At 64.0% G+C, this 25183-nt stretch carries 30 protein-coding genes and 1 riboswitch; of the genes, 17 read left to right on the top strand and 13 right to left on the bottom strand.

Translation table 11 applies throughout. The features are described 5' to 3' along the window. Window positions 1–28 precede the first annotated feature (28 nt). The 14 genes from ACH6CV_RS11830 (at window position 29) to xdhC (ending at window position 10894) form a co-directional block, all read left to right on the top strand. Window positions 29–232, top strand: coding sequence for a 4Fe-4S dicluster domain-containing protein (locus tag ACH6CV_RS11830; RefSeq protein ID WP_456358409.1), 204 nt, complete (start codon window positions 29–31; stop codon window positions 230–232). Window positions 233–251: 19 nt separating this feature from the next. Continuing rightward, window positions 252–1313: a 3-methyl-2-oxobutanoate dehydrogenase subunit VorB gene (locus ACH6CV_RS11825; RefSeq protein WP_456358408.1), complete on the top strand. Its 1062-nt coding sequence runs from the start codon at window positions 252–254 to the stop codon at window positions 1311–1313. After that, window positions 1313–2050 carry a thiamine pyrophosphate-dependent enzyme gene (locus ACH6CV_RS11820; protein ID WP_456358407.1) on the top strand — a complete coding sequence of 246 codons (738 nt, stop codon included), beginning with the start codon at window positions 1313–1315 and terminating at the stop codon, window positions 2048–2050. Before ACH6CV_RS11825 ends, ACH6CV_RS11820 begins: the two co-directional genes overlap by 1 nt. A gap of 1 nt (window position 2051) precedes the next feature. Further along, window positions 2052–2612: a 2-oxoacid:acceptor oxidoreductase family protein gene (locus ACH6CV_RS11815; RefSeq protein ID WP_456358406.1), complete on the top strand. Its 561-nt coding sequence runs from the start codon at window positions 2052–2054 to the stop codon at window positions 2610–2612. Next, window positions 2612–2830, top strand: coding sequence for a DUF951 domain-containing protein (locus ACH6CV_RS11810; RefSeq protein WP_456358405.1), 219 nt, complete (start codon window positions 2612–2614; stop codon window positions 2828–2830). The genes ACH6CV_RS11815 and ACH6CV_RS11810 overlap by 1 nt, the downstream gene beginning before the upstream one ends. A gap of 247 nt (window positions 2831–3077) precedes the next feature. Further along, window positions 3078–3569 (top strand): signal peptidase I, encoded by a 492-nt coding sequence (lepB, locus tag ACH6CV_RS11805; RefSeq protein ID WP_456358404.1) that lies wholly within the window; start codon window positions 3078–3080, stop codon window positions 3567–3569. 38 nt (window positions 3570–3607) lie between these two features. Further along, entirely contained in the window at window positions 3608–4198 is a 591-nt protein-coding gene (lepB, locus tag ACH6CV_RS11800) for a signal peptidase I (RefSeq protein ID WP_456358403.1), read from the top strand. After that, the gene (lepB, locus tag ACH6CV_RS11795; protein WP_456358402.1) at window positions 4195–4725 is read left to right on the top strand and encodes a signal peptidase I; all 531 of its coding nucleotides are present in this window, start codon (window positions 4195–4197) and stop codon (window positions 4723–4725) included. Before lepB (ACH6CV_RS11800) ends, lepB (ACH6CV_RS11795) begins: the two co-directional genes overlap by 4 nt. Window positions 4726–4738: 13 nt before the next feature. Further along, window positions 4739–4870 carry a hypothetical protein gene (locus ACH6CV_RS11790; protein ID WP_456358401.1) on the top strand — a complete coding sequence of 44 codons (132 nt, stop codon included), beginning with the start codon at window positions 4739–4741 and terminating at the stop codon, window positions 4868–4870. Window positions 4871–5081: 211 nt separating this feature from the next. Then, a complete protein-coding gene (gene hpf, locus ACH6CV_RS11785; RefSeq protein ID WP_456358400.1) occupies window positions 5082–5606 on the top strand; it encodes a ribosome hibernation-promoting factor, HPF/YfiA family in 525 nt (174 codons plus the stop codon). 156 nt (window positions 5607–5762) lie between these two features. Continuing rightward, window positions 5763–5861, top strand: a riboswitch (purine riboswitch). 51 nt (window positions 5862–5912) lie between these two features. Next, entirely contained in the window at window positions 5913–7181 is a 1269-nt protein-coding gene (locus ACH6CV_RS11780) for an amidohydrolase family protein (protein ID WP_456358399.1), read from the top strand. Window positions 7182–7234: 53 nt separating this feature from the next. Then, window positions 7235–9523: a xanthine dehydrogenase subunit XdhA gene (gene xdhA / locus ACH6CV_RS11775; RefSeq protein WP_456358398.1), complete on the top strand. Its 2289-nt coding sequence runs from the start codon at window positions 7235–7237 to the stop codon at window positions 9521–9523. Between the two features lie 13 nt (window positions 9524–9536). Then, a complete protein-coding gene (gene xdhB, locus ACH6CV_RS11770) occupies window positions 9537–10415 on the top strand; it encodes a xanthine dehydrogenase subunit XdhB (protein ID WP_456358397.1) in 879 nt (292 codons plus the stop codon). A gap of 11 nt (window positions 10416–10426) precedes the next feature. Next, complete coding sequence (xdhC, locus tag ACH6CV_RS11765) at window positions 10427–10894, top strand: xanthine dehydrogenase subunit XdhC (protein ID WP_456358440.1); 468 nt, start codon at window positions 10427–10429, stop codon at window positions 10892–10894. Window positions 10895–10980: 86 nt separating this feature from the next. On the opposite strand, the gene ACH6CV_RS11760 is transcribed toward xdhC, so the two are convergent. Then, complete coding sequence (locus tag ACH6CV_RS11760) at window positions 10981–12195, bottom strand: MGDG synthase family glycosyltransferase (protein ID WP_456358396.1); 1215 nt, start codon at window positions 12193–12195, stop codon at window positions 10981–10983. A gap of 127 nt (window positions 12196–12322) precedes the next feature. Here ACH6CV_RS11760 and ACH6CV_RS11755 point away from each other — a divergent pair, with 127 nt between their 5' ends. Then, window positions 12323–12826 carry a DNA-deoxyinosine glycosylase gene (locus ACH6CV_RS11755; protein WP_456358395.1) on the top strand — a complete coding sequence of 168 codons (504 nt, stop codon included), beginning with the start codon at window positions 12323–12325 and terminating at the stop codon, window positions 12824–12826. An 11-nt stretch (window positions 12827–12837) separates the two neighbouring features. Here ACH6CV_RS11755 and ACH6CV_RS11750 read toward each other — a convergent pair whose 3' ends face one another. From ACH6CV_RS11750 to ACH6CV_RS11715, 8 genes are all read right to left on the bottom strand, one after another. Continuing rightward, window positions 12838–13479, bottom strand: a complete 642-nt coding sequence (locus ACH6CV_RS11750) for an ATP-binding cassette domain-containing protein (protein ID WP_456358394.1) — start codon at window positions 13477–13479, stop codon at window positions 12838–12840. 36 nt (window positions 13480–13515) lie between these two features. After that, the gene (locus ACH6CV_RS11745; protein ID WP_456358393.1) at window positions 13516–14337 is read right to left on the bottom strand and encodes a hypothetical protein; all 822 of its coding nucleotides are present in this window, start codon (window positions 14335–14337) and stop codon (window positions 13516–13518) included. Continuing rightward, entirely contained in the window at window positions 14328–15032 is a 705-nt protein-coding gene (locus ACH6CV_RS11740) for a hypothetical protein (RefSeq protein ID WP_456358392.1), read from the bottom strand. The genes ACH6CV_RS11745 and ACH6CV_RS11740 overlap by 10 nt, the downstream gene beginning before the upstream one ends. Before the next feature lie 32 nt (window positions 15033–15064). Then, window positions 15065–16234, bottom strand: coding sequence for a hypothetical protein (locus tag ACH6CV_RS11735; RefSeq protein ID WP_456358391.1), 1170 nt, complete (start codon window positions 16232–16234; stop codon window positions 15065–15067). Window positions 16235–16318: 84 nt separating this feature from the next. Then, a complete protein-coding gene (locus tag ACH6CV_RS11730) occupies window positions 16319–16744 on the bottom strand; it encodes a hypothetical protein (RefSeq protein WP_456358390.1) in 426 nt (141 codons plus the stop codon). A 146-nt stretch (window positions 16745–16890) separates the two neighbouring features. Beyond that, a complete protein-coding gene (locus tag ACH6CV_RS11725) occupies window positions 16891–17340 on the bottom strand; it encodes a hypothetical protein (RefSeq protein ID WP_456358389.1) in 450 nt (149 codons plus the stop codon). A 53-nt stretch (window positions 17341–17393) separates the two neighbouring features. Then, window positions 17394–18149: a DUF4367 domain-containing protein gene (locus ACH6CV_RS11720; protein ID WP_456358388.1), complete on the bottom strand. Its 756-nt coding sequence runs from the start codon at window positions 18147–18149 to the stop codon at window positions 17394–17396. Beyond that, entirely contained in the window at window positions 18130–18702 is a 573-nt protein-coding gene (locus ACH6CV_RS11715) for an RNA polymerase sigma factor (RefSeq protein WP_456358387.1), read from the bottom strand. Before ACH6CV_RS11715 ends, ACH6CV_RS11720 begins: the two co-directional genes overlap by 20 nt. A gap of 162 nt (window positions 18703–18864) precedes the next feature. On the opposite strand from ACH6CV_RS11715, the gene recA reads away from it, so the two are divergent. After that, window positions 18865–19965 (top strand): recombinase RecA, encoded by a 1101-nt coding sequence (gene recA, locus ACH6CV_RS11710; RefSeq protein ID WP_456358386.1) that lies wholly within the window; start codon window positions 18865–18867, stop codon window positions 19963–19965. A 13-nt stretch (window positions 19966–19978) separates the two neighbouring features. Then, window positions 19979–20656: a deoxyribose-phosphate aldolase gene (gene deoC, locus ACH6CV_RS11705; protein WP_456358385.1), complete on the top strand. Its 678-nt coding sequence runs from the start codon at window positions 19979–19981 to the stop codon at window positions 20654–20656. Window positions 20657–20768: 112 nt separating this feature from the next. Here the strand turns inward: deoC and ACH6CV_RS11700 are convergent, their stop codons facing one another. The 4 genes from ACH6CV_RS11700 to spoIVB form a co-directional block, all read right to left on the bottom strand. Continuing rightward, window positions 20769–21590 carry a purine-nucleoside phosphorylase gene (locus ACH6CV_RS11700; protein ID WP_456358384.1) on the bottom strand — a complete coding sequence of 274 codons (822 nt, stop codon included), beginning with the start codon at window positions 21588–21590 and terminating at the stop codon, window positions 20769–20771. A gap of 14 nt (window positions 21591–21604) precedes the next feature. Then, the gene (locus ACH6CV_RS11695) at window positions 21605–22774 is read right to left on the bottom strand and encodes a phosphopentomutase (protein WP_456358383.1); all 1170 of its coding nucleotides are present in this window, start codon (window positions 22772–22774) and stop codon (window positions 21605–21607) included. Next, window positions 22771–23520, bottom strand: coding sequence for a sporulation initiation factor Spo0A C-terminal domain-containing protein (locus tag ACH6CV_RS11690; RefSeq protein ID WP_456358382.1), 750 nt, complete (start codon window positions 23518–23520; stop codon window positions 22771–22773). The genes ACH6CV_RS11695 and ACH6CV_RS11690 overlap by 4 nt, the downstream gene beginning before the upstream one ends. Window positions 23521–23644: 124 nt before the next feature. Beyond that, the gene (spoIVB, locus tag ACH6CV_RS11685; RefSeq protein WP_456358381.1) at window positions 23645–24940 is read right to left on the bottom strand and encodes a SpoIVB peptidase; all 1296 of its coding nucleotides are present in this window, start codon (window positions 24938–24940) and stop codon (window positions 23645–23647) included. Between the last annotated feature and the right edge of the window lie 243 nt (window positions 24941–25183).

Genomic DNA, 25183 nt, shown 5'->3' with positions numbered 1-25183 from the left:
ACTCATCGGGAGCGAGGTGCAAAGAACGATGCCCAAGGTTACGATTGACGAGGAAATCTGCAAGGGCTGCGGCCTGTGCGCGGATAACTGTCCGAAAAAGGCTATTCAAATGTCCGGCAAGCTCAACAAGAAGGGGTACCACCCCGCCGAATGGGCGCGGCCCGAGGACTGCATCGGCTGCGCTTTCTGCGGCCGCATGTGCCCCGATTGCGCGATCACGGTAGAAAAGTAGCATGGAAGGAGTGGCACATATGAGGCAGATGATGAAGGGCAACGAAGCCATCGCGGAGGCCGCGGTGCAGGCGGGCTGCCGCTACTTCTTCGGCTACCCGATCACCCCTCAAAATGAGATTCCCGAGTACATGTCCAAGCGCCTGCCCGAGGTAGGCGGCGCGTTTTTGCAGGCCGAGAGCGAGGTCTCGGCGATCAACATGGTCTATGGCGCGGCGGGCGCGGGCGCGCGGGTGATGACCTCGTCGTCGAGCCCGGGCATCTCGCTCAAGCAGGAGGGAATCAGCTACATCGTGGGCGCGGAACTGCCCTGCGTGATCGTCAACATCGTGCGCGGCGGCCCGGGCCTGGGCTCGATCCAGCCGGCGCAGTCCGATTACTTCCAGGCGACGCGCGGCGGCGGGCACGGCGACTACAACATGTGCGTGTTCGCCCCCAACACGGTGCAGGAAGCGGTCGAGCTGACGCAGCGCTCGTTTGACGTGGCCGACCGCTACCGCGCGCCGGTCATGTTGCTGGGCGACGGCGTGATCGGCCAGATGATGGAGCCGGTCACCATGCCCGAATACAAAAAACCGGAGCTGCCGCCCAAGACCTGGGCCGCGACCGGCTGGCATCCGGGCGCGGATCGGCCGCGCGCGGTGATTAACTCGCTCTACATCCAGCCCGACGTGCTCGAGCAGCACAACCTCAAGCTCAAGCAGAAGATGGAAGCGCTTGCGCAGAACGAGCTCAGGTACGATACCCAGTTCATGGACGATGCCGAGATCGCGCTTGTGGCCTACGGCACCACCGCGCGCATCGCGCTGACCGCGGTCAGGAAGCTGCGCTCAGAAGGCATCAAGGCCGGACTGATCCGCCCGATCACGCTGTGGCCGTTCCCGAGCGCCTACATCGGCGAAAAAGCGCGTTCGCTCAAGGCGCTGCTGTCGGTCGAGATGTCGCTGGGCCAGATGGTCGAGGATGTGAAGCTGGCGGCAAACGGCGCGTGTCCGGTGTTCTTCTTCGGGCGCACGGGCGGCATCATACCGGGTGTCCGGGAGATCATTTCGCAAGTCAAGCGCATCGGGGAGGGATTGTAATGGCCGTCGTATTTCAGAAGACGAAGATGCTCACGGATGAAAAGACCCATTACTGCCCCGGCTGCACCCACGGCATCATCCACCGGTTGGTGGCCGAGGCGCTCGACGAGCTGAACGTGGGCGATAAGGCGATCGGCGTCGCGCCGGTCGGCTGCGCGGTGTTCGCGTACAACTACTTCAACTGCGACATGTTAGAGGCGGCGCACGGGCGCGCGCCGGCGGTGGCGACCGGCGTAAAGCGTGTCGATCCCTCAAAGGTGGTGTTCACCTATCAGGGAGACGGCGACCTGGCCTCGATCGGCGCGGCCGAGGCGGTGCACGCCGCCGCTCGCGGTGAAAACATCACGGTGATCTTCGTCAACAACGCCATCTACGGCATGACCGGCGGCCAGATGGCCCCGACCACGCTGATCGGTCAGAAATCGACCACGTCGCCGCTGGGCCGCGATCCGCTTCGGTGCGGCTACCCGATCCGCGTGAGCGAAATGCTCTCGACACTCGACGGCCCGGCGCTGATCGAGCGGGTGTCGGTGCACGACGTCAAGCACGTGCTCGCCGCCAAGAAGGCCATCAAGAAGGCGTTCGAGTACCAGATCGCGGGCAAGGGCTTCACCTTGATCGAGGTGCTGTCCACCTGCCCCACCAATTGGGGATTGACGCCCAAGGAAGCCATCAATTGGCTGAAAGAAAATATGATCCCGCAGTACCCGTTGGGCGTCAAAAAGGAGGTCGGTTGAAATGGGCCAGGCAAATCCCTCTGAGGAGAAGCGCCTGATCGTCGCCGGCTTCGGCGGCCAGGGCGTGCTGCTCATAGGCCAGCTGATCGCCTACGCCGGGATGATGGGCGGCAAGCAGGTCTCCTGGATGCCCTCCTACGGCCCGGAGATGCGCGGCGGCGCGGCCAACTGCGCGGTGGTGATCTCGGACGAGCCGGTGGGCTCGCCCAAGGTCGAGGAAGCCGACGTGGTAATCGCCATGAATCGGCCCGCGATGGAGCTGTTCGAAAAGAGCCTCGTTCCGGGCGGCGCGCTGCTGTACAACAGCTCGCTGATCGACATCAAGCCTTCGAGAAGCGACATCCGCGCGGTGGCGATACCCTGCAGCGAGATCGCGAACCAGGTGGGCTCTCTGCGCGCCTCCAACATGGTCATGCTGGGCGCGTATGCCGGGCTGACCGGCGATTTCAGCGTGGACCAGCTGATGGATACGCTCAGGCACAAGCTGGGCCCCTCGAAGGAGCGGTTCATGCCGACGAACCGGCAGGCCATCGAGGCGGGCATGGCGGCGGCGGGGGCGTAATGGACATCCGGCTGTTGGACGTCGTGCAGATGAAGAAGCCCCACCCCTGCGGAAGCAGCACCTGGACGGTGACCCGCGTGGGCGCGGACATCAAGATCAGATGCTCGGGCTGCGCGCGCGTGGTGATGCTCGATCGCGCGGTGTTTGAAAAGCGGCTCAAGAAGATCATCAGCCGGGCACCCGACCGGAAGGAAGAGGACCAGCATGAGGAACTATGAGGATGAACGCGAGGTGAGGCGTACGTCCGCGCCGCAGCGGCGAAGCGCGGCGGCGGGAGAAACGCCCGCGCGCGGCACGTCCCGGCCCGGCGTCCGACCAAGCGGCGCGCCGCGACCGGGCAACGCCCGGCCGACGGTCCCTCGGCCGTCGTCCGGCCGACCGCAAAGAGCCGGCTTGCGGCCGGTACGGCCGGTGCGGCCGGCGAAGCCGCGCAGGCCCAAGCGGCGGGGCGGGAGCTTTATTTCAGTGCTCGCGGGCTTGGTGCTGGCGGTGGCGCTGGCGTTTGCGGGCGGCTACCTGCTGCGTGAGTACGTCTTCGACATCGTGCGCGTCTCGGGCGACGCCATGCACGAGACGCTGATGAACGGCGATCTTGCGCTGGTCTCAAAGCTAGACCGCCAACAGCCGGGGGCGGGCGACGTGGTGGCCGTGCGCGTCCGCGGGAGGCAGGGCGTGATCCTCAGGCGGGTGATCGGTGTGCCGGGCCAGACCGTGGAGTTCAAGGGCGGCGAGACGCTGGTGGACGGGAGTCCCTTGATCGAGCACTACATCTCGCTGGCCAACTACGAGCAATTCCCGGCCAAGACCCTGCCGCACGGCAAATACTACGTGTGCGGCGACAACCGATCGGAAATCTCGGACAGCCGGGGCGAGGAAGTGGGCCTGGTCAGCGAGCAGGACATCGTGGGCAGAGTGCGCTGGGTGATCTGGCCGTTCAACCACGTGAGGACTCTTTAGTTGCCAGACCACTAGACTGTAGAAGGGTCGTGACCGACATGGAACCCAACATCATGCCCAACGGTGGGCCGGAGGTTCAACCGGAGGCGCCGGCGGGACAAAAGAAGCCGGTAAACGTCAAGAAGGAGATCATCGAGTGGGTCAAGGCGCTGTCGGTGGCGCTGATCGCGGTGCTGTTGATCCGCACCTTTATCTTCACGATGATCCGGGTAGACGGCAATTCCATGATGGAAACGCTGCACGATGGCGACCGCATCGCCTCCACGATCATCGACCTCAAGCTGAACGGCCCCAAGCGCGGCGAGATCGTGATCTGCACCTATCCGGGCGGTAAGCATCTGGTCATCAAGCGGGTGATCGGCATGCCGGGCGACACGGTCGCGGTGGTCGATGGCCAGACGCTGCTCAACGGCGTGCCGCTCGACGAGCCCTATGTCGAGCATCCGAAGGATGGCGAGTTCTTCCCGCCGGTGACGCTGGGCGAAGACGAATACTTCGTCATGGGCGACAACCGCGCGGTGTCGCGCGACAGCCGCGACCCCTCGGTCGGCCCGCTCAAGCGCGACGCCATATCGGCCAAGGCGCAATTGCGCGTGTGGCCGCTAAGCGACATGGGGTTGGTCGGATGAAAAAAGAAAAGAAGCCGTTGAACGTGAAGCGTGAGATCTTCGAGTGGGCGGTGTCGATCGCGGTGGCGCTGGTTGCGGTATTTCTGATCCGCACGCTGCTGTTCACGATGATCCGGGTCGAGGGCCCCTCGATGCTGGAAACCCTGCACGACGGCGACCGCATCGCCTCGACGATCGTCGATTTGCGGCTGAGCGGCCCCGCGCGCGGCGATATCGTGGTGTGCACCTATCCGGGCGAGGACCACTACTGCATCAAGCGGGTAATCGGCCTGCCGGGCGAGGTGCTCGAGGTCAGGGGCGGCGTTACCTACATAGGCGGCGAGCAACTGCCCGAGCCCTACGTCACCCATTCGATGAATTACGACTACGGACCGATCGCGCTCGGCGGGGATGAATACTTCGTGATGGGCGACAATCGGCGCAACTCGCTCGACAGCCGGGACATCGGCCCGCTTGCTGAGCGCGACCTCAACGCCATCGCTCGGCTCAGGCTGTGGCCGCTCGATCGGATTGGACTGGTTTCATAGAAGGAGGCGGCGTATGTCGAAGAAGAACGCACATTCATCCGAAAAGCGCACCTTTGTGCGGCTGATCGCGCTGGTACTCACCATCCTGCTCGCCGGATCGGCGATCACGGCGGCGGCGTTCTCGGTGATGGGGTATTGGTTCTAGGTAAGCGCCGATCTAGCCTTTAATCAGCGCTTACCAGGAACCCTGTACACGACTTTCTAATTGTTAAGAAATAAACATCTTTCGCGGCAGGAAAAACCATTCCGGCCGCGAATATAATTATTACGCGTTCTTGAAAATCGTGGGAAAGAGGGCGATGCCGATGGCACTTTTTCAGGCGTCCCTGGTAACGAGACAATAGGAGGACAACGATATGCGCATCATTACAAGCGGAAAAGACGTGGAAATCACCGACGCGCTGCGCGAGCGCATTGAAAAAAAGGTCGGCAAACTCGACCGCTACCTGGGCGAATCGGAGGAGGTGCAGGTGCGCCTGTCGCAGCAGCGCGGCAACCGAAACACCGTGGAGATCACGATCGCGTTCGACGGGATCATCCTGCGCGCCGAGGAGACCAGTTCCGACATGTATACCTCGATCGACCGCGCGATCGACATCGTGATCCGCCAAATCAGGCGGCACCGCACCAAGCTCGAAAAGCGGCTGCGCGCGGGCGTCTACGAGACCGAGGAACCCGGGTTCGAGATGCCCGACGAGGCGTCGCTCGTACGCACCAAGCGCTTCGCCATGAAGCCGATGAGCGTGGACGACGCCATCGCGCAAATGGATCTGCTCGGGCACAGCTTCTTCCTGTTCCTGAACGAGGAGAACGGCGGCGCGTGCGTGGTGTACAAGCGCCGGGACGGCAATTACGGGCTTCTGGAACCGGAGAACGGCTAACGCCGTTCCCGCGCATACGGCTGCGGCCGTATGCGCGCGAGTTGGGGGTTGGGCCGCCTGCCTGCCGGGCCTGCGGGCCCTCCCGGGCGGCAGGCGACGAAGCGGTTCGGGTCGGCCGGGCCGCGGCCATAGATCCGCCTGAACCTGTTGGCCGTACAATTTCATAATGCTTCGACTTATATAGATCCGAGATATGGTCGGATGTCTCTACCAACCGCCGCGAAACGGTTGCCTATAAGTCTTCCGCCCGGGGCATGTCCCCGGGCGGGGGCGATGGGCATTTTTTTTCGGTAAGGGAGGATGATTGTGGAAAAAAGTTTTGTGCTCAGGGGCGACGTGTGCTATAGCAAGGGGCCGCGCGCGCTTGAGACGATCGAGGGCGGCTACCTCGTGTGCGAGGGCGGCGCGTCGATGGGCGCGTTCGCGCTGCTGCCCGAGCGCTTTCGCGCGCTTCCGCTGGTCGATCACGCGGGCTGCCTGATTATGCCGGGGCTTATTGACCTGCACACGCACGCGCCCCAGTTCGCGTTCCGCGCGCTGGGCATGGACCTGACGCTGCTCGATTGGCTGAACGAGCACACGTTTCCCGAGGAGGCGCGCTACTTAGACCCCGACTACGCGCGCGCGGCCTACGAGCGGGTGGTCGGGGCGCTGAGGCGCGGGGCTACGACGCGCGCCTGCCTGTACGCCACCGTACACCGGGAGGCCACCATACGGCTGATGGACCTGTGCGAAGCGTCGGGGCTCATCTGCTATGTGGGCAAGGTGAACATGGACCGCAACGCGCCGGACGCGCTGCGCGAAGTAAGCGCCGCTCGCTCGCTCGCCGATACGCGCGCCTGGCTCGAATCCGTGAAGGGCCGCTACAGGAACACCCGGCCCATCCTGACGCCGCGGTTCATCCCCAGTTGCAGCGACGAGCTGCTGATCGGCCTGGCCGCGCTTGGGCGCGAATTTGGCCTCCCGACCCAGTCTCACCTGTCGGAAAACCCGGCCGAGATCGAGTGGGTCAAAAAACTGTGCCCGGAAAGCGCGAGCTACGCCGACGCCTACCGACGCCGGGGGCTGCTGGGCCCTTCCGCGATCATGGCCCATGCCGTGTGGAACGACGAGGCGGAACTTCAATTGCTGAAAGACAGCGGCACCTTCATCGCGCATTGCCCCGGCTCCAACATGAACCTGTCGAGCGGCATCGCGCCGGCGCGGCGCTACCTGGACCGCGGTGTGAAGCTGGGCCTGGGCACCGACGTGGCGGGCGGGTTCAGCTTGAGCATGCTGCGCGCCATGTCGGACGCGGTACAATCGTCAAAGCTGCGCTGGCGGCTGGTCGACGAGGGCGATGCGCCGCTCGGTGCGGCGGAGGCCTTCTACCTGGGCACGTTGGGCGGCGGCGCGTTCTTCGGCAAGGCCGGCTCGTTCGAGGCGGGCTACGAGTTTGACGCCGTGGTGCTCGACGACCGCGCGCTGACGGCCGGGCGCGCGCTGACCGTTGCCCAGCGGCTCGAGCGCGCGATCTACCTGTCGGACGATGGGCAGATCGTCTCAAAATACGTGCGCGGCGCGAAGTTGTTTTGACTTGCGGATAGGCGTTGATTGCGCTATGATAGGGATGACGAGGGGGGTAGCATATGAGCGTAGGAAAGAGCACCCATCGAGTGGACGCCTACGAGAAGGTGACCGGGCGCGCCATGTACACGGCCGACTTGGCCGGTGCGCATATGCTGGTGGCCAAGGTGGTGCGCAGCACGATCGCCAACGGACGGGTTCTTAAGTTTGATCTGACCGAAGCCGAGAAGGTCAAGGGCGTTACGAAGATCCTCACCTGTTTCGACGCGCCCCGGATCGACTTTCCCACCGCCGGGCATCCCTGGTCGACCGACCCCAGCCACCAGGACGTGGCCGACCGGCGGCTGCTCAACGAGCGAGTGCGCATATACGGCGACGACATCGCGGTCGTGATCGCCGACGACGAGATCGCCTGCGCGCGCGCGGCGCGGCTCATCAAGGTAGAATACGAGGAATACCCGGCGCTGGTCACGCCCGAGCAGGCGGAGGCGCCCGGCGCGACGCAACTGCACGAACGCTTCCCCGGCAATGTGCTCAAGAAGACCTCGTTCAAGGTGGGCGAGATCGACGTCGACGAGGCCTGCGAGGGAGCCGACCTGGTGCTCACGGGCAGCTTCGACACGCAGGTGGTGCAGCACTGCCACATCGAGGTGCCGGTCTCCTACGCCTACATGGAGAAGGGGCGCATCGTGGTCACCTCGTCCACCCAGATCCCCCACATCGTGCGGCGGGTCGTGGGCCAGGCGCTGGGCGTCCCCTGGGGCAAGGTGCGCATCATCAAGCCCTATGTCGGCGGGGGCTTCGGCAACAAGCAAGAGGTTCTCTACGAGCCGCTCAACGCCTGGCTGACGACGCAGATAGGCGGGCGGCCTGTCAAGCTCGAGCTCAGCCGCGAGGAGACCATGGCCTGCACGCGCACGCGCCATGCCATCTCGTTCGACATCAAGTCCTGTGTGCGCGCGGACGGGCGGCTGCTCGCGCGGCGCGTGTCGGCCGTCTCCAACCAGGGCGGGTACGCCTCCCACGGCCACGCCATCGTGGCCAACGCGATCAACGTCTGCCGCATGCTGTATCAGGACGAGCTGGCGACCGAGCTTGCCGCCAGAACGGTCTACACCAACGTCGCCAGCGCCGGTGCGATGCGTGGCTACGGCATCCCGCAGGCGATCTTCGCGATTGAATCGCACATGGACGACCTGGCCGCGCGGCTCAACGTGGACCCGGTCGCGTTTCGCAAGAAGAACTGCATGAAGATAGGGTTCGTCGATCCGGGCACCGGCATCACCTGCCACACGAGCGGGTTGATCGAATGCCTTGAGAAGGGCAAGGCCTACATCGACTGGGATGCAAAGCGCAAGGCCTACCGCAACGAGACCGGCGATCTTCGCCGGGGCGTGGGCATGGCGATGTTCTGCTACAAGACCGGCGTCTACCCGATCTCGCTCGAGACCGCGTCGGCGCGCGTCGTGCTCAACCAGGACGGCTCGGTGCAGCTGTCGGTGGGCGCGACCGAGATCGGGCAGGGTGCGGACACCGTGCTCACGCAAATCGCGGCCGAGACCATCGGCCTAAGGGATGAGGACATACACATCATATCCACCCAGGACACCGACGTGACGCCGTTTGACACAGGCGCGTACGCCTCGCGCCAAACCTACGTCAGCGGCATGGCGGTCAAGAAGACCGCCGAGCTGTTCAAGCAAAGGCTGCTCGAGTACGCCTCGTTCATGCTGAACGTGCCGGCGGACACGCTCGACGTCTGCGAGGACCGCATCGAGCGGATAGCGGACGGCGAGCCGGTGCTGACGCTCGAAGCGCTGGCGACGGAGGCCTTCTACAGCCTGACGAACAGCCGCCACATCACGGCGGAGACGACCTACCACTGCAAGGACAATACCTTCGCGTTCGGCGCATGCTTTGTCGAGATCGAGGTGGACGTTCCGGTCGGCAAGATCAAGATCGTCGATATCGTCAACGTACACGACAGCGGCGTGCTGATAAACCCGAAGCTGGCCGAGGCGCAGGTGCATGGCGGCATGAGCATGGGGCTGGGCTACGCGCTCAGCGAGCAGCTGCGTTACGACGACAGGGCGCGGCCACTCAACGACAACCTGCTCGACTACAAGCTGCCCACGTCCCTCGACACGCCGGAGCTGACCGCGCTGTTCGTTGAGACGAACGACCCGACCGCGCCCTACGGCAACAAGGCGCTGGGCGAGCCGCCCGCGATTCCGGTGGCCGCGGCGGTGCGCAACGCGCTGTTGCATGCCACCGGCGTGGCCGTGGGCTCGATTCCGCTGTCGCCGCAAAAGCTGGTGGAGCACTTCACCGTCGCCGGCCTTATTTCGTAAAGGGGGAAGCGCCATGTACGACTTTGAAAAGCTCACTCAGGCAACGAGCGTCGAGCACGCGATCGCGCTGCTCATGGAAGACGAAAACGCGCGGGTGATCTGCGGGGGCAGCGACGTGCTGATCCGGATCCGCGAGGGCAAGCTCGCGGGTTGCTCGTTGGTGAGCATCCACGGGATCAAGGCGCTCGAAGGGGTGAGCATGGAGAAAGGCGGCACGATCGCGATCGGACCCGCGACCACGTTCGCGGGCGTGACGGAGTCGGCCATCGTGCAACAGTGGATCCCGGCGCTCGGGTACGCCACCGACCAGGCGGGCGGGCCGCAGCTGCGCAACAGCGGCACGATCGGGGGCAACATCGTAAACGGCGTGACCAGCGCCGACAGCGCGCCGGCACTGCTGACCCTGAACGCCGAACTGGTCATCCAGGGCCCCGATGGGACGCGCACGACGGCGCTCAAGGACTTCTATGCCGGGCCGGGCCGGGTGCATTTGGGCCGCGGCGAGCTGCTCACGCGCATACGCATCGCGCGGCGCGACTATGAGGGTTTCTCGGGCCACTACATCAAGTACGCGATGCGCGAGGCGATGGACATCGCCACGCTGGGCTGCGCGGTGCAAGTGAAGCTTGAAGGCGGCGTGATCGAGGACATCCGGCTGGCCTACGGCGTGGCCGCGCCGATTCCGATCCGCTGCCCCATGGCGGAGGCCGCCGTGATCGGCCGCGCGCCGGATGAAGAAACCGGACGGCTGCTGGGCGAGAGGGCGCTTCATGAGGTCACGCCCCGAACCAGCTGGCGCGCCAGCAGGGAGTTCCGGCTGCAACTGGTTCGAGAGCTCGCGGCGCGCGCTCTCAAGCAGGCGATCATCAACAAGGGGGGCGACGGCGCGTGAAGATCATCAGGATGACGGTCAACGGCAAGGAGACGGAGTTGGCGATCGACGAGCGCGAGTCGCTGGCCGACACCTTGCGCAATCGGCTGAATCTGACCAGCGTGAAGAAGGGCTGCGAGGTGGGCGAGTGCGGCGCGTGCACGGTGCTGGTGGACGGGCGCGCGATCGACAGCTGCATCTATTTGAGTGTGTGGGCCGAGGGCAGGTCGGTGCTGACCGTAGAGGGCATCACCGGCCCGAACGGGGAGCTGAGCGCGATCCAGCAGGCGTTTGTGGACGAGGCCGCGGTGCAGTGCGGTTTCTGCACGCCCGGGCTCATCATGACCGCGGTGGAGATCGTGGGCTCGGGCAAGCGCTACACGCGGGACGAACTGCGCCGGCTGATTTCGGGGCATTTGTGCCGCTGCACCGGCTATCAGAACATTCTGAACGCGGTGGAGCGCGTGGTCAACGAGACGCACAAGGTGGTCGGGGTATAGAGGATTGCCGCCCGCGCGAGCGTGTTGATCGTCCAGAGGGCGCAGCCCTCTGGACGACCGTCATCGCTCATGCGGGCCCCCGCCCCCTACTCTTCCAATCCCCTGGCCCTGCCCAGCTGCGCGGCCGGCTTCGACGCGCGTCCGCCTGCGCGGCGCAGCAGCATCATGCGCTTGCGCGGCGTGGCGCGGTCGCAGGGCATCGCCTCGGCGCGCAGCAGCTCCGCGATGTCCTTGGCGTTGTCGAGGTTGCGGTAGGCGCGCTGCGCCGCGCGGATCTCTTGCAGGCGCTTGCCGCCGTCCCGCATCAGCGTGTTCACGATCGCGGGCGCCGATTCGGGGTGCTCGCACACCACGCCCAGGCCGTGCGCCACCATGACCGCCGGGTTCTCGGCCTCCTGGCCCGGCAGCGCGCCGGTAATCAGCAGCGGCACGTTCAGCACCACCGCCTCCATCAGCGTGTTGGGGCTGCCGCGCGCGATGACCAGGTCGCTTTTAAGCATGGGCTCGTGCACATTGGTCAAAAACCCATGTACGGTCAGCCGGTCCCGGTACTCGCTCAGTTCCTGCTCGAGCGTCGCCTTGAGCCGCTCGTTGCGCCCGCAGATGATCGTGAGGCGCATATCCACATGCTTGAGCAGGCAGCGGGCGTAGCGCAGCATATTGCCGCTGCCCTCGCCGCCGCTCATCATCAGGCAATTCAGCGCTCGCGTGCCGTCGTATTCGCCGCCCGGCTTTGCCGCGCGCGCCGCCTCGGTAAACTGGGCGCGCGTGGGGAAGCCGCACAGCTTGAGCTTCTGCTCGGGCATGCCGCGCTGGATCGAACTGTCGTAGGCCTCGTGGGTGGGGCACAGCGTGAGCGCGGCGCGCGGGTCGCACCAGGAGCCGTGGATGTTGATGATATCCGCCTGCAACACGTACACCGGAATGTCCAGCCCGTAGAAGCTCAAAAGATCGATCACGCTGCCGTTGAACAGCGAGTGAACCGTAAGGATCAGGTCGGGCATAAACTGGCTGAGCTTCTGGAGAAACCGGTCGTGGATGGCCGCGGTGACCGCTTCGGTCAGCGCGCGCGGGTAGTGGTCGGACAGCGCGTAGGTCATCTTCCACAAATCCCGGGCGTTGCGCGTGATCGGGCCGTAGATCTTCGAGATCTGGATGCCGGCCTTGCCGATCAGCGTAAACCCGTCGACCACCTCGTAGCGCACGTCGTCAAACTGATCGAGCTGCTCGGCGATCGACTGCGCAATCGAGGCGTGCCCGTGCCCGGTGTATACGCTGGACAGAATCATGATCTTTTTCAAGGAACTCCCTCCCCGGAATGTCGTCCGCGCCGCCCGGCGGTGTGTCGGTGCACCCATTATACAGGATAAGGGCGCGTTTGGGAAGGCGCGCTTTCTTCTTTAATCATCCTCTGGTATAATTCTAATCATGGAAAGGGTTTTTTCGTATGAGGCGGTATACCGCGCGGACGCGCGGCTGTTGATCCTGGGCACCGCGCCGAGTGTGCAGTCGCTTCAAAAAGGATTCTACTACGCGCATCCGCAGAACGCATTCTGGAAGATATTGGCCGACGTGCTGGGATGTGAGCGGCCAACTGAAATCGCGCAGAAGAAGGCGCTGCTGATCGGACACCGCATCGCGCTGTGGGACGTGGCCCATTCGTGCGCGCGGCCCGGCTCGATGGACGCCGACATCCGCGACGTCACGCCCAACGACATCCCCGCGTTGCTTGCGCGCTGTCCGGGGATTTCCCGCGTGCTGCTCAACGGCGGCACGGCGTTCGCGCTGTACCGCCGTCACTTCGCCGCGCTGCCGATCGAGGCCGTCCGCCTGCCATCGACCAGTCCCGCCTACACGCTGCCCTACGCGCAAAAGCGCGAGCGGTGGGCGCAAGCGCTGCTGGGCGGAAGCGATGCTAAGCCGCAATTGTAGGACCACGACCGCTACCGCACGCGCGTCAGCCTGCCGGCGTCCATCTCGCAGACGGTGTCGCACAGCGCTTCGATGTCCTCCCGGTTGTGGCTGGCCAGCAGGATGGTCTTGCCGCGTGCCTTGAGGCCCAGGAACAGCTCGCGCATGTCCCGGACCCCCGCGTTGTCCAGGCCGTTCATCGGCTCGTCCAGGATCAAAAGGTCCGGGTCTTCCATGATGGCCTGCGCGATGCCCAGGCGCTGCTTCATCCCTAAGGAGTACTTGGATACATGCTTTGGCTCCGTGGGTATCAACCCGACCATCAAAATCACCTCGTCAACCCGGGCGCGCGTACACGCGCCGTTCAACTCCGCCAAAATACGCAGATTCTTTCTGCCTGAATAGAACGGCAAGAATCCCGGGGTCTCGATCAAGATGCCCATGCGCTCGGGGATTTCCACATCAACGCCCACGCGTTTGCCCCGCACGGTTATGGTTCCGCCGCTGGGTCTATATAGCCCGCAGATCATTTTCATGAGCACGGTTTTGCCGCTTCCGTTCCGACCGATGATTCCATGGATTTTGCCGGGCGTCAATGCCAAGTCGACGTGATCGACCGCCCGCAGTTTTTTGAACACCTTGCTTACATCACATAAGGTGATAATGGATTGCACGAAATATCCCTCCCGTTCCTCCCGATATTCCATCGCTCATATGTCCATCCTGCGCGCCAATCCAATTGAAAGCCCATACACGCAAAGCGCAAAGCCCAAAAATATGGCGACGGACGCGCCTGAATGAAGCCCCGAATGGAAATGGCTGTTCAGGCTTGCGTACGTAAACAGGCTGATGCGCGAGCCAATCGGATGCCCGTCCATATGCATGACCAGCATAAGCCCGTGAAACAGCATGGCGAAGGCAAACCCCGCCCGATTGCCCCTGGCGTTGACCGCCAGCATGAGAGCGCAAACGCACAGCGCGTAAAGCGCCGTCAAGCCCAGTTGCGCGAAGCACGCCCGGTAGGGCGTCATCGCATTGATGAGGCTAGAGTTGATAAAGGCATGACTTCGCAGGCGAAACAAGGTCTGATCGGTGCAGAGCAGCTGGGAAAGCGGGCTCCACTGATTTTGGATGTAGGAGAAAGGCAGCCCAATCAACACGCTTGAAAGCAGGATGACCAGCAAGTAAATAAAGCAGGTAAGCAACATGTGCAGCGCGATGCCGATCATCCATGCGCGGCGATGGGTCCGGAACACCAGGTAGTACGTGCTTGCATCGGTAAAGGGCGCGTCGCTGAGCATAAGCGCAATCCCCACGACGACGAAGACGGTCGTCACGCGCCGGGTGAGCAATGTGATGAATGGCTCAAACGTTTGGAATGGATAGCCCAACTGCCCCGCGACCGTCAGATGATCCCAGCCGGCGGTCGCGCCGATCAATGCTGCGATGAACAAAGCCACCCATGCCTTGGGGGATAGAATCGTCCGCTTGAGCTGTAACAGCGCCACGGAACACACGGTGTTTATCCGCATCTTTTTCTCTTCACCCCTGACATGAATATCAAGATAAAGATAGAGGAATACCCCAAATGCTGCAGGAGGAGATGCACGAGCGGCATCGGCGCTGTGGAGCTCATTCGGTCGATTGTCGACGACGGGTCGATGTATGCCCAGTCGGTCATCGCGCTGAAGAGCCACAAAAACTGCGTAATGCAGAAGGGCGCGGCGAGCGCCACGAAGGGGTTGGGCAGCCAGACCGACAGGGCGAGCGAGCACAGCGACCAGCAAGCGCCGTAGCACATGAGCTCAAGCATCGTCGAACCGACCAGCGCCCAATCCGCGGGGCTGGGGAACTCCGGCGAGAGCGCGAATGCCTGGATCAGACAGAACGTCAAAAACGCGGCGCAAAGCACCGCCCCGCCGGAGATTGCGGTCGACAACAGCTTTGATTGCAGATAGGCCCTGGTTCCTGTTCGATGCGTGATGTAGGGAAACGCGCCGCCTTCCGTCTCTAAGGCGTGGACATCGCCATACGGCAGCGCGCAAAGCACTGCGCAGCACAGGATGAACGCCCCCAGCCCGAAGGTATCTTGTATGGCGTCGATCAGGGTGCTTCCCTGAAACCGTATGCCGTCAAAAAAACCGAACGGATACGCCGGTTGATACAGCATCAATACCCCAAGCCCAACGCCCAGCGCGAAGCGGCGCGACAGGATGGCGCGCTTCAAATCGCTGCGCAAAACGCGCGCAAAACGCATGCTCAACCCCTTCCCGCCGCGCTGACGATTTCACCCGTCAACGCGTTGACGCGTATTCCATAGAAGCTTTGCGTAATGCCCCATCCCTCGAACGACCAGCACGGTTCCAGGATAAGTCGTTCCCCTTCCCGCCTGGTCGGCGCGTACTCAAGCCGTATGGCGTGAATCTCAATGCCTTCGTCGGCGCGGGGAAAGGCGGCTCTGGCATAATTTCCAGACGCGCCCTCGTCGCCCAACCGCTTCAAAAACTGCTCCACTGCGCTTACGGCATTCGGCAACGACAGCAGCCCGTCCACCCCTTGAATAACCTCGAAGGCATTGGACAGCCAACGCAGCCGGAGGTTTTCGATTCCATAATCATACACCGTGGCATAAGAGCCCAACTGTGAAGGGATGTAGCCCGGATCGACCTTGAGCCCCCAACCAATCGAAGAGGAATTGTCAAAAACGGCGACCGGCTTGCGATCCACGATTTGTCGGATTTGGATCTGATAATGCCCGGGCCCGGGCGGATCTTCCCGCGACAGGGCAATAACCTGCCCAATGTCGTAGGCGAAGGGCAGGGGCAATCCGTCCAGGAAGGCGCGAATCCTGTTCGTCGCCTGCGCGGGCGTCAGCGCGCAGTTTTGCGCGTTACCCGAATGAGCCACGGGTCGGCTCGTAAAATCGGGGCCTTCAACGAAGTAATCGTCCGGGGCCGTTTCGGAATAATTCAACTGTCCAATGGAGGAGTTGACGCTGTAGCGCACGACGCCATCCGACAGGTGCATCCGCGCCTTGACCGGTATAGGCGCGGGCGATACGAAGTTCAACGACTCATCTTCGTACGTTTCAGCGGCCGCGAGCGCTTTCGGCAGGACGTCGGATGCCATGAGCGCGTCAAAATCCAGTTCGTCTCCGATCCCGACGGCAATGACGTCGAACCGCTCCAGGTCGCTGGGAACATCCACTTGGGCCGCTATATGCCATCCGTAATTGGGCTCGGCAAAGGCGTGAACAAATTGCCTAAGGGTCCCCTCATGGATTGTCTTCAGCGGGACAGGATCCCCGGGATTTGCACGGGCGACGGTCTGAGTTTCCTTCAGGAATGGGTCTTCCGGCGGCGCCTGACACCCCGTCAACAGGCAAGCCGGCGCCAGGCAAAGCAATAGCATCCCGATCCATGTTCTCATGGCAATCCCTCCTACGGCTTCGCGCGTGGAACCCGCCAATCCACTTGGCGGATTCCACGCGGTACTGGGCTTCACGCTCAAGCGCTAGCCGGTATAATCCACGGTGTACTTGCCCTCTCCCGTCAAGACATCTCGCTTCTCCTTCGTATTCATACGGAAAGCGGCCCTCAAGTCTCTGCCCATCACAGAGGATACCGAAAGAAACTTGGGCTTTGCCGCCTTTCCGCCATAGGTATACCAAAGACCCTCTGTCACTGCCGCGGTTGCGGCATAATTCACGATGCAGGCCCGGATTGTGCTGGATGGCTTCGGACTGCAAGTCACCATCAGGAGCGCGGCTTTTTTGGCCTCCGTCTTCTTCTCCAACCAGTTGTCCGAGACGGCATACGAGTCCTGGATCCCTCGCTTGTCCTTCAACGTAAACCGCCAGAACGCATCTGCGGCGAATGCAGGCGACGCAACGGCCATGGTCAAGACAGCCACCAACAGAAACGAAACAACCTTCTTCATACCTGTATCCTCCTCATAATCGTCGGTCGTACTGAACATCGTGTCGGTTTCGTCGTCTTCCTGTTTTTGCAACAAACACCCCCTGCAATTTTTCAACCCAACCCTGCGTAGCGCTCCGCAAGGTGAATCGCCCGTTCGCCCGGCCCTCAGTAACGCCTGACCGAGGATTTTTCCGATATGTTGTCCAGCACCTTGCCGGCCGCGTCCCGGACGGTGCCGGTCATGACCACTTGGTAGGCGTATCCACGCTCGACCGGCATTGTCTCTCTGATTTCGACGCCGTTCTTCCCGCTGCCCGAATCCGTCCATCGGCCGATGACGGCCCACGCGCCGTCTTCCTTCTTTTGCCGGAGCTTCACTGTAATGGACACCTTGCTGCCGCTCGCTGTGGGGCTTGCAGATCCCACGCAGGTGGCCTTGCCGCCGCTGCCGATCGTCAATGTGGCCTTGGCATCCGCCACGCCCACATAAAACAGCTCTTTCCCATGATCCCGGAACTCCGACGCATAACCCGCCGCCGGAAGCAGCATGAGCAGCGCGAACAGCCAAACAAGCTTCTTTATATCGACAAAAACTCCCTTCTCAATACGTTTCACTGTATAAAACGATTGAGAAGGGAAAATGTAGCAGTTAATATTTAATTTAATAATTACTTAATCATGGTGACGCTCTCGGACACCTGTTTCGCGGTTTCCAGATCGCCGTCATATCGAACGACAAAGAACCTGTCCGCCACCGCCCAGGTCACGAAGCAATAACCGTCGGCCTCCTGCTCCGCAAACATCGCCTGTTGTCCCTGGATCGTGCCGTACCCGAGCTTCGCGCCCTCGGTGTTGATGAACATCCGGACGTCCGCCGTGTTCTCGTCGAAGTACAGCGATTGGTCCGCCGCGTTGTCGTACCGCACGCGGCACTCGATTTCGTCGCCCCGCACCTGCGCCAGCGCGAAACCCTCCGGCACGTAGGCGGGGTAGTAGGCGCCCGGCCAGTCCCCGGGCACGTCCACGAAGCGCTCCCCGTCCACCTCAAGCCCCAGCTCGGTGCGCACCTCGGTGGTGCTGATTAGGAAGCGCGTCAGGTACACGCGCAGCGGCCGGATGGCCGCCAGCGCCGCCGTGCCGCCGAGGAACGCGATCAGCAGCGCGGCGGCCGCCACCCGGCCCACGCGCGGCAGGGTATGGCGAAAAAAGCGCCGCCGCCGGTTGCGGCCAAGCCCCTTTTCCAGCGCGCGGTGCAGCGCGGGCAGCGCGCGCTCGTAGGCCGCCTTCGCCTCCTCGGCCACGGCGCCGCCCTCGGCGGCCAGGCGCGCGGCGCGGCGCTGCTCCACCCGCCACATAGCCTCGCGGAACAGCGCGTCCTCGTATTGCTCGCGCGGCGTCATGCCGTCACCGCACGCATAAGCCATCGGCGTTCATCTCCTCCCACATGGCCCGGGCGTGCGCTCTGGCGCGCTTGAGCAGCGGCCGGACGCTGTCGCGCTTTACGCCCAACACCCCGGCAATCTCCCCGTCGGACATCTCGCGCACGTACTTCATGCCGAGCGCCGTCTGGTCGCGCTCGGGCAGCCGCTCGATGCACTCGACCAGCCCGGTCACCGTTTCCTCCCACAGAAGGGCCGCGTCCACGTCCTCCTCGCTTGAGGGAATCCGCTCGAACATATCCTCGGGATCGCCCCCATGGATATGGTCGTTCTTCCTCAGAAGATCCAGCGCGACACTGCGCACCGTGACGATGACGTAGGCGCGCAGCTGGTGATCCTCAAGGCGCATCAGGACCGCAACCTGCTTGATGAGCCGCTCCGCCGCCTCCTGAACCGTATCCTCGGCATCCTGCGGCACGTCCAGCAGCCTGCGCGCCTGGGCGTACATGAGATCATATTGCTCCTGATATAACCGCGCCATGAACACGCGCTCGCCGGCATCCTCGATCCGGGCGATGGCGATTGGGAGCATCATCATAAGGCCACACCCCCTTCGTTTTTCTTTGATAAGTATATATTACACCATACATCCATTGCGCGCAAGCGCCCGACCCGCGAAGCACAGGCAAATTCACCGCTTGATCGAACAGTTGTTTTGTGGTATAATGCGCGCATAGACGACACATTGGAGGACAAACGCATGGCGGACAAGAGGCCGGAAAAGAAGCCGGCGGTGCGGCGCACGACCTCGGACGAGCGCAAGAAGGCGCTGGACGTGGCGCTGTCGAAGATTGAGAAGGATTTCGGGAAGGGCTCGGTCATGAAGCTGGGCGACGCCTCGGCCCGGATGCAGGTGGAGGTCATTCCGACCGGCTGCCTGCACCTGGACTTCGCGCTGGGCGTGGGGGGTCTGCCGCGCGGGCGCATCATCGAGATATTTGGGCCGGAGTCGTCGGGCAAGACCACGCTGGCGCTGCATGTACTGGCCGAGGCGCAGAAGATGGGCGGTACCGCCGCGTTCATCGACGCCGAGCATGCGCTCGACCCGGTGTATGCGAGCAAGCTGGGCGTCGACATCGACGAGTTGTACGTGGCCCAGCCCGACAACGGCGAGCAGGCGCTCGACATCACCGAGGCGCTGGTGCGCTCGGGCGCGATCGACGTGGTGGTGATCGACTCGGTGGCGGCGCTGGTGCCCAAGGCCGAGATCGACGGCGACATGGGCGACAGCCACGTGGGCCTGCAGGCGCGGCTGATGTCGCAGGCGCTGCGCAAGCTGGCCGGCGTGATCGCCAAGACCAACGCCATGGCCATCTTCATCAACCAGCTGCGCGAGAAGGTGGGCATCTCCTACGGCAACCCCGAGGTGACCACCGGCGGCAAGGCGCTCAAGTTCTACGCCTCGGTGCGCATCGACGTGCGCAAGGGCGAACCGCTCAAGAACGGGTCGGACATCATCGGCTACCGCACCAAGCTCAAGGTGGTCAAGAACAAGGTGGCCCCGCCGTTCAAGATGGCCACGGTGGACATGCTGTTCGGCGAGGGCCTGTCCCGGACCAGCGCGCTGCTCGATTTGGCGATTGAGAAGGAAATCATCCAGAAAAGCGGCGCGTGGTACAGCTACGGCGACCAGCGCATCGGCCAGGGCCGCGAGGCCGCGCGCACCTTCATCCGCGAGCATCCCGAGATCGGGGAGTCGGTCGAGGCGCAGATCCGCGAGGAATTCGCGGCCGGGCGGATCGAGGTCGCGCACGACGAGGGCGACGCCGAGGACGAGGCGGACGGGGCGGACGAGGAATAAGGAGGCGAGACGCATGGACATCGCAAAATATCTGGACCACGCGGTGCTGGGGCCCGCCATGACGCCGGACGAGGTGCGCGCGGCGATTCGGCTGGGCATCGACTTGAAGGTGTATTCGGTCTGCGTGCGCGGCGCGGACATCGAGATGGCGCTTGAGATGTGCCGGGGCACCGGCACCCGCGTGGGCTGCGTGCTCGACTTCCCCTACGGATTTTCGGGCGCTGAGGTCAAGCGCGCCGCCGCCAGGGACTACGCCGCGCGCGGCGTTTGTGAGATCGACATGGTGATGAACTACGGCTACGCGCTCGGCGGGCGCTGGGACGTGGTGGAGGAAGAGGTGCGCGGCGTGGTCGAGGAAGCGCACGCGCGCGGCGTTCTGGTCAAGGTGATCTTCGAGACCAGCCAGTGGCCGGTCGAAAAGATCGCGGACGGCGTGGAGGCCTGCGTGCGCGCCGGGGCGGATTTCGTCAAGACATCGACCGGCTTCAACGGCGCGGGTGCGACGGTGGAGGCGGTCAAGGCCATGCTGGACGCCGCCAAGGGGCGCATCAAGGTCAAGGCCTCGGGCGGCATCCGCGACTACGCGACCGCCAAGATGTACTTGGAACTGGGCGCGGACCGGCTGGGCGTGGGCTCTTCGGGCTCGAAGGTCATCTGCGAGGGCCAGGGCACATCGACGCAAGCGTATTAGAGCAGGGGATCAAGGCTCGGCATCCCCGCATGAGCGTGAATGGGAGTCCAGAGGGTTTTGCTCTGGACTCCCATCAGCGTTCACGCGGGGGAGACGCCCCCGTTGCCTTCCTTTACACCCGGCCGATCAATTCATACAGATAGCGCTGGAACGGCCGCTCTACCCTGGCGGCGGTCTCCAGCACCTCTTGGTGGCTCAGCGGCTGGTCAAGTACGCCGGCGGCCATGTTGGTCATGCAGCTGGCGGCCAGCACGCGGAGCCCTGCGTGGCGCGCCACGATGGCCTCGGGCACCGTGGACATGCCCACCGCGTCGCCGCCCAACAGGCGCGCCATGCGGATCTCCGCCGGCGTCTCGAACGAGGGGCCGGTCATCCACGTATACACGCCCTCGCGCACCGGGAAGCCCTGCTCCCGCGATACCGCACGCGCCGCGTCCAGCAGCGCCGGGTCATACACCCGGCTCATGTCCGGGAAGCGCGCGCCCAGCTCGTCCTCATTGGGGCCGAACAGCGGGTTCGCGCCGGTCAAATTGATGTGGTCGGTAATCAGCATCAGGTCGCCCGGCTCAAACGCCGTGTTGACCGCGCCCGCGGCGTTGGTCAAGATCAGCACACAAACGCCCATCGCCTTCATGATGCGCACGGGCAGCGTGACGTCCGCGAGGGCATGGCCCTCGTAGTAGTGCAGCCGCCCCGACATGATCGCGCAGGGCTGGCCGTTGACCGTGCCGAAGATCCACTTGCCCGCGTGACCCGGTACCGAGGATACTTTCATGCCCGGCACCTCGGCATAGGGTACCGCCGTCGGGTTCTCCACCCCGGTCAGCAGAGCGCCCCAGCCCGAGCCCAGCACCACGCCGACGCGGGGCTCGATGCCGGCGCGCGTCTTCAGAAAGGCCGCCGCCGCCTCGATTTTCCGCATGTATTCGCTCATATGCACCTCCGCGCTTATGAAAGCTTCACATCGCCCCAGAACGAAGTGCCATCGATCGTATTCTTGACGCCCAGCGCCTCGAGCACCGTGGCCGACACGTCGGCAAAGCTCGCGCGCTCGCCCAGATTCACGCCCTCCTCGGCCTGCAGGCTCCACAGCAGCACCGGCGTATGTTCGCGAGTATGGTCGGTGCCGGTATAGGTGGGGTCGCAGCCGTGGTCGCCGGTCACGATCAGCAGGCCGTCCTCGCCCAGCAGCCGCATGATCTCGGGCAGGTGCTTGTCAAACGCCTCGAGCGCGCCCGCATAGCCCTCGGGGTCTCTGCGGTGGCCGTAGAGCATGTCGGTGTCCACGAGGTTGGCGAAGATCAGCCCGTTCAGACGCGGCTTCTTGAGCGCCTCGATCACCGCGTCCACGCAGGCTTCGTTGCCCACCGCGTGGTTGGAAGAGGTCAGCCCCCGGTAGTTGAAGATGTCCTCGATTTTGCCCACGCCGATCACGTCGCGGCCGGCCTCCTTGAGCAGGTCCAGCATCGTGCGGCCGACCGGGTCGAGCGAAAAGTCCTTGCGGTTGCCGGTGCGCTCAAACGCGCCGGGGTTGCCGGTGAACGGGCGCGCGATGACGCGGCCCACGGCGTGCTCGCCGGTCAGCATGCGCCGCGCGATGCGGCAGATGTGCCACAGCTCGGTGGGCGGGATGATGGCCTCGTGCGCGGCCACCTGGAACACGCTGTCGGCCGAGGTGTACACGATGGGCTTGCCGGTGCGGATGTGCTCAGAGCCCAGCCGCTCGATGATCTCGGTGCCGGACGCCGCGCAGTTGCCGATCACGCCCATGCCGATCTCGCGCTCGATTTCCTCGATCAAATCCGGTGGGAAGCCGTTCGGGTAGGTGGGGAACGGCTTTTCGAGCGTCAGCCCCGCCAACTCCCAGTGCCCGGTGGTGGTATCCTTGCCGGCGGCCTTTTGGGTCAGCCGCCCGTAGCAGCCCAGCGGCTCTTCATCGCTCTCGATGCCGGCCGCCGCGAGCAGCCCAAGGTCGGCCAGGTTGGGGATATCGGGTTTGCACTGCCCGTACACGTGGCCGAAGGTGTTCGCGCCCGCGTCGCCGTAGGCGGCGGCGTCCTTCTGCGCGCCGATGCCCAACGCGTCCACCACGATCAGAGCGACTTTCTTGATTCTCATGGATCCATCTCCATTCCCGTGCGCAGCAGTTCCGCCATGCAGGCGATCATCTCTCCCGCGGTCGGCTTGCCCCGCTTTGCATCGATGGTATTGCCGAATAATTTATACTGCATCTCGAGCGAGCCGCCCGACCATGCCGACTCGATGACCCGGCGCATGGCGTGCTCCACGCGCTGCCTCGGAACCGCGTGCGCCTCGGCCACCAGCGAATACAGCACCGTCGTCAGTTGCTTGTTGAGCCGCACGTCGCGGCTCGCGAGCTCGATCGCCATCGCCAGATAGCGCGTGCCCTGCATGCGCGCCGAAAAGCCCAACGCCCACAGACTGCGCAGGATCCCCTGCCGGTTCACGCCCTCGCGCGGCAGCCTTTGAAGCGGGGTGAGCGACTCGGTCGCGCGCATAAGCATCGCGGCGTCCGCCGGCTTGGTGAGCATCGCGCACGCGCCCGCGGCCTCGGCCCAGGGTGTGAACCGCGTCATGCCGGGCGCGACCAGCAAGAACGCGTACGGCAGCGTGAACAGCCTGGTGGCGCGTACGCGCCGGATCAGCTCGATGCCGTCCCATCCGGGCAACATAAGGTCGGACACCAGCACCTCGGGCATCGCCTCGACGACGCGCGCGAGCGCGTCCGCGCCGCTATGCGCGATCGTCGCGTGCACCCCGGCCGGCAGGGCGCGAGCCAGGTCGCGTGCCGCGTCCGGGTCGGCCATCGCCAGCACCCACCGCTCGTACTCGCGTACGCGCATGTCCGCACCCCCTAGATGCCATCTGATATCCTGAGTATTTCGACGCGTCCGTTCAAAATCCTGCCGGCCAACGTTATCGTATCTGGAAATCCTCGCGGTTTTTGTACATTTTACGCACCTGTGTTCATGCCGCCTTCTTCTCTTCAATCTGATCGGTCTGCTTTATCATCCACTCGATGTACATGCCGTAGCCCTGGGTCGGGTCGTTGATGAACACGTGGGTCACCGCGCCCGCCAGCCGCCCGTCCTGCAAGATGGGCGAGCCGCTCATACCCTGCACGATGCCGCCGGTCGCCTCGAGCAGCGCCTTGTCGGTCACCTTGACCACCATGCCGCGCTGCGCCGCGTCCTCTTGCGGGAAAAGCTTCGTGATCTGGCAGTCGTAGGCCTTGACGCCGCCGTCGCCCAGTGTGGTCAGCAGCTGTGCCGGCCCCTCGCGCACCTCGCTGCGCGTCAGCACGGGCACGCCGCTCGGGTACAGCGCGCTCGGGATCGGCTTGTCGGTCACGCCATAGATGCCGTACTCGCCGTTGACCTTCACATCGCCCAGGTGCTGGGCCGAATCGAAGAACTCGCCCAGCAGCTCGCCCGGCTCGCCGCTCTCGCCCTTGAGTACGCCCACGATCCGGCTCTCGTAGATGCTGCCGTCGCCCACGGTGAGCAGCGTGCCGGTGTCGGCGTCGGTGATCGCGTGCCCGAGCGCGCCGAACGCGCCGCGCGCGGGGTCGTAGAACGACAGCGTGCCCACGCCCGCGGTCGAGTCGCGCACCCACGCGCCCAACCGGTACGCGCCGTCGCGCGCGTCCCTGACCGGCCGAATCGTAAGGCGCAGCAGTCGGCCGGCGCGCTCGACGGACAGCTGTGCCTCGCCGCCGTCCGCGATCATCTTCGTGAGCTCCGCGGCGCTGTCCACCCGCCGCCCGTCGACGGCCGTAATCAGATCACCGGCGCGCAGCCCGGCCTCGCGCGCGGGGCTGGGAGACGAGCCTACGTCCGACGCTCCCACGACCAGCACGCCCAGCATGGAAAGCGCCACGCCGATCGACTGCCCGCCGGGAACCAGCGTACGCGCGGGCGCAACCGTCACGTTGACCGTCTTGACCGGCAGGCCCAGCAGCCGCAGCACCAGCTGCGCATTGCCCTCCCGCTCGGCCGTCAGCGATATCTGCGAACCCCCCTGGTCCAGCCGCTCGTCGAGGCTCGAGATCACCTGCGCGCCCTGATCCACCACCTCGGTCTTAAGCGGCATGTCGAAGTTCATGCTGGTGGTGTTGCCGCGGGTCAGCCGAAGCGTGTCCGGCAGCGCGGACAGCTGCCGCGCGGGTTTCGACGTGCCGAGCACTAGGGTGAGCGCCGCCAACACCCACCCCAGCGCGCGGCGTACACGAATCCTTGGAAGTTTCAAATTGCCGTTCTTCATAAAAATTTCCCCCCGCCTCCTGTCGCGTTCGCGGTTTAAGGTCTCCGCGCGCTCGCCCCGCTATGCTGGGCATTCGGCCCGGCCGTGGAACCTACTGGGAAAGCGGACGACCGGAATGCGGTGGCGTCTTGGTTGGAATTTTTCGGCGGCGTTTGAAGTCGGATTGACTTTGTCGCGACATCTCTATTGTTGACGAATCTACATTGTCCATTCCATGGCGCGAACATCTTTATAAAATTGCGC

The organism is Anaerozeibacter quisquiliarum (assembly GCF_051162045.1).
Classification (GTDB): Bacteria; Bacillota; Clostridia; order Christensenellales; family Aristaeellaceae; genus Anaerozeibacter; species Anaerozeibacter quisquiliarum.
The sequence above is the reverse complement of the archived record's forward strand: the minus strand, read 5'-3'. Positions and strand labels throughout refer to the sequence as shown.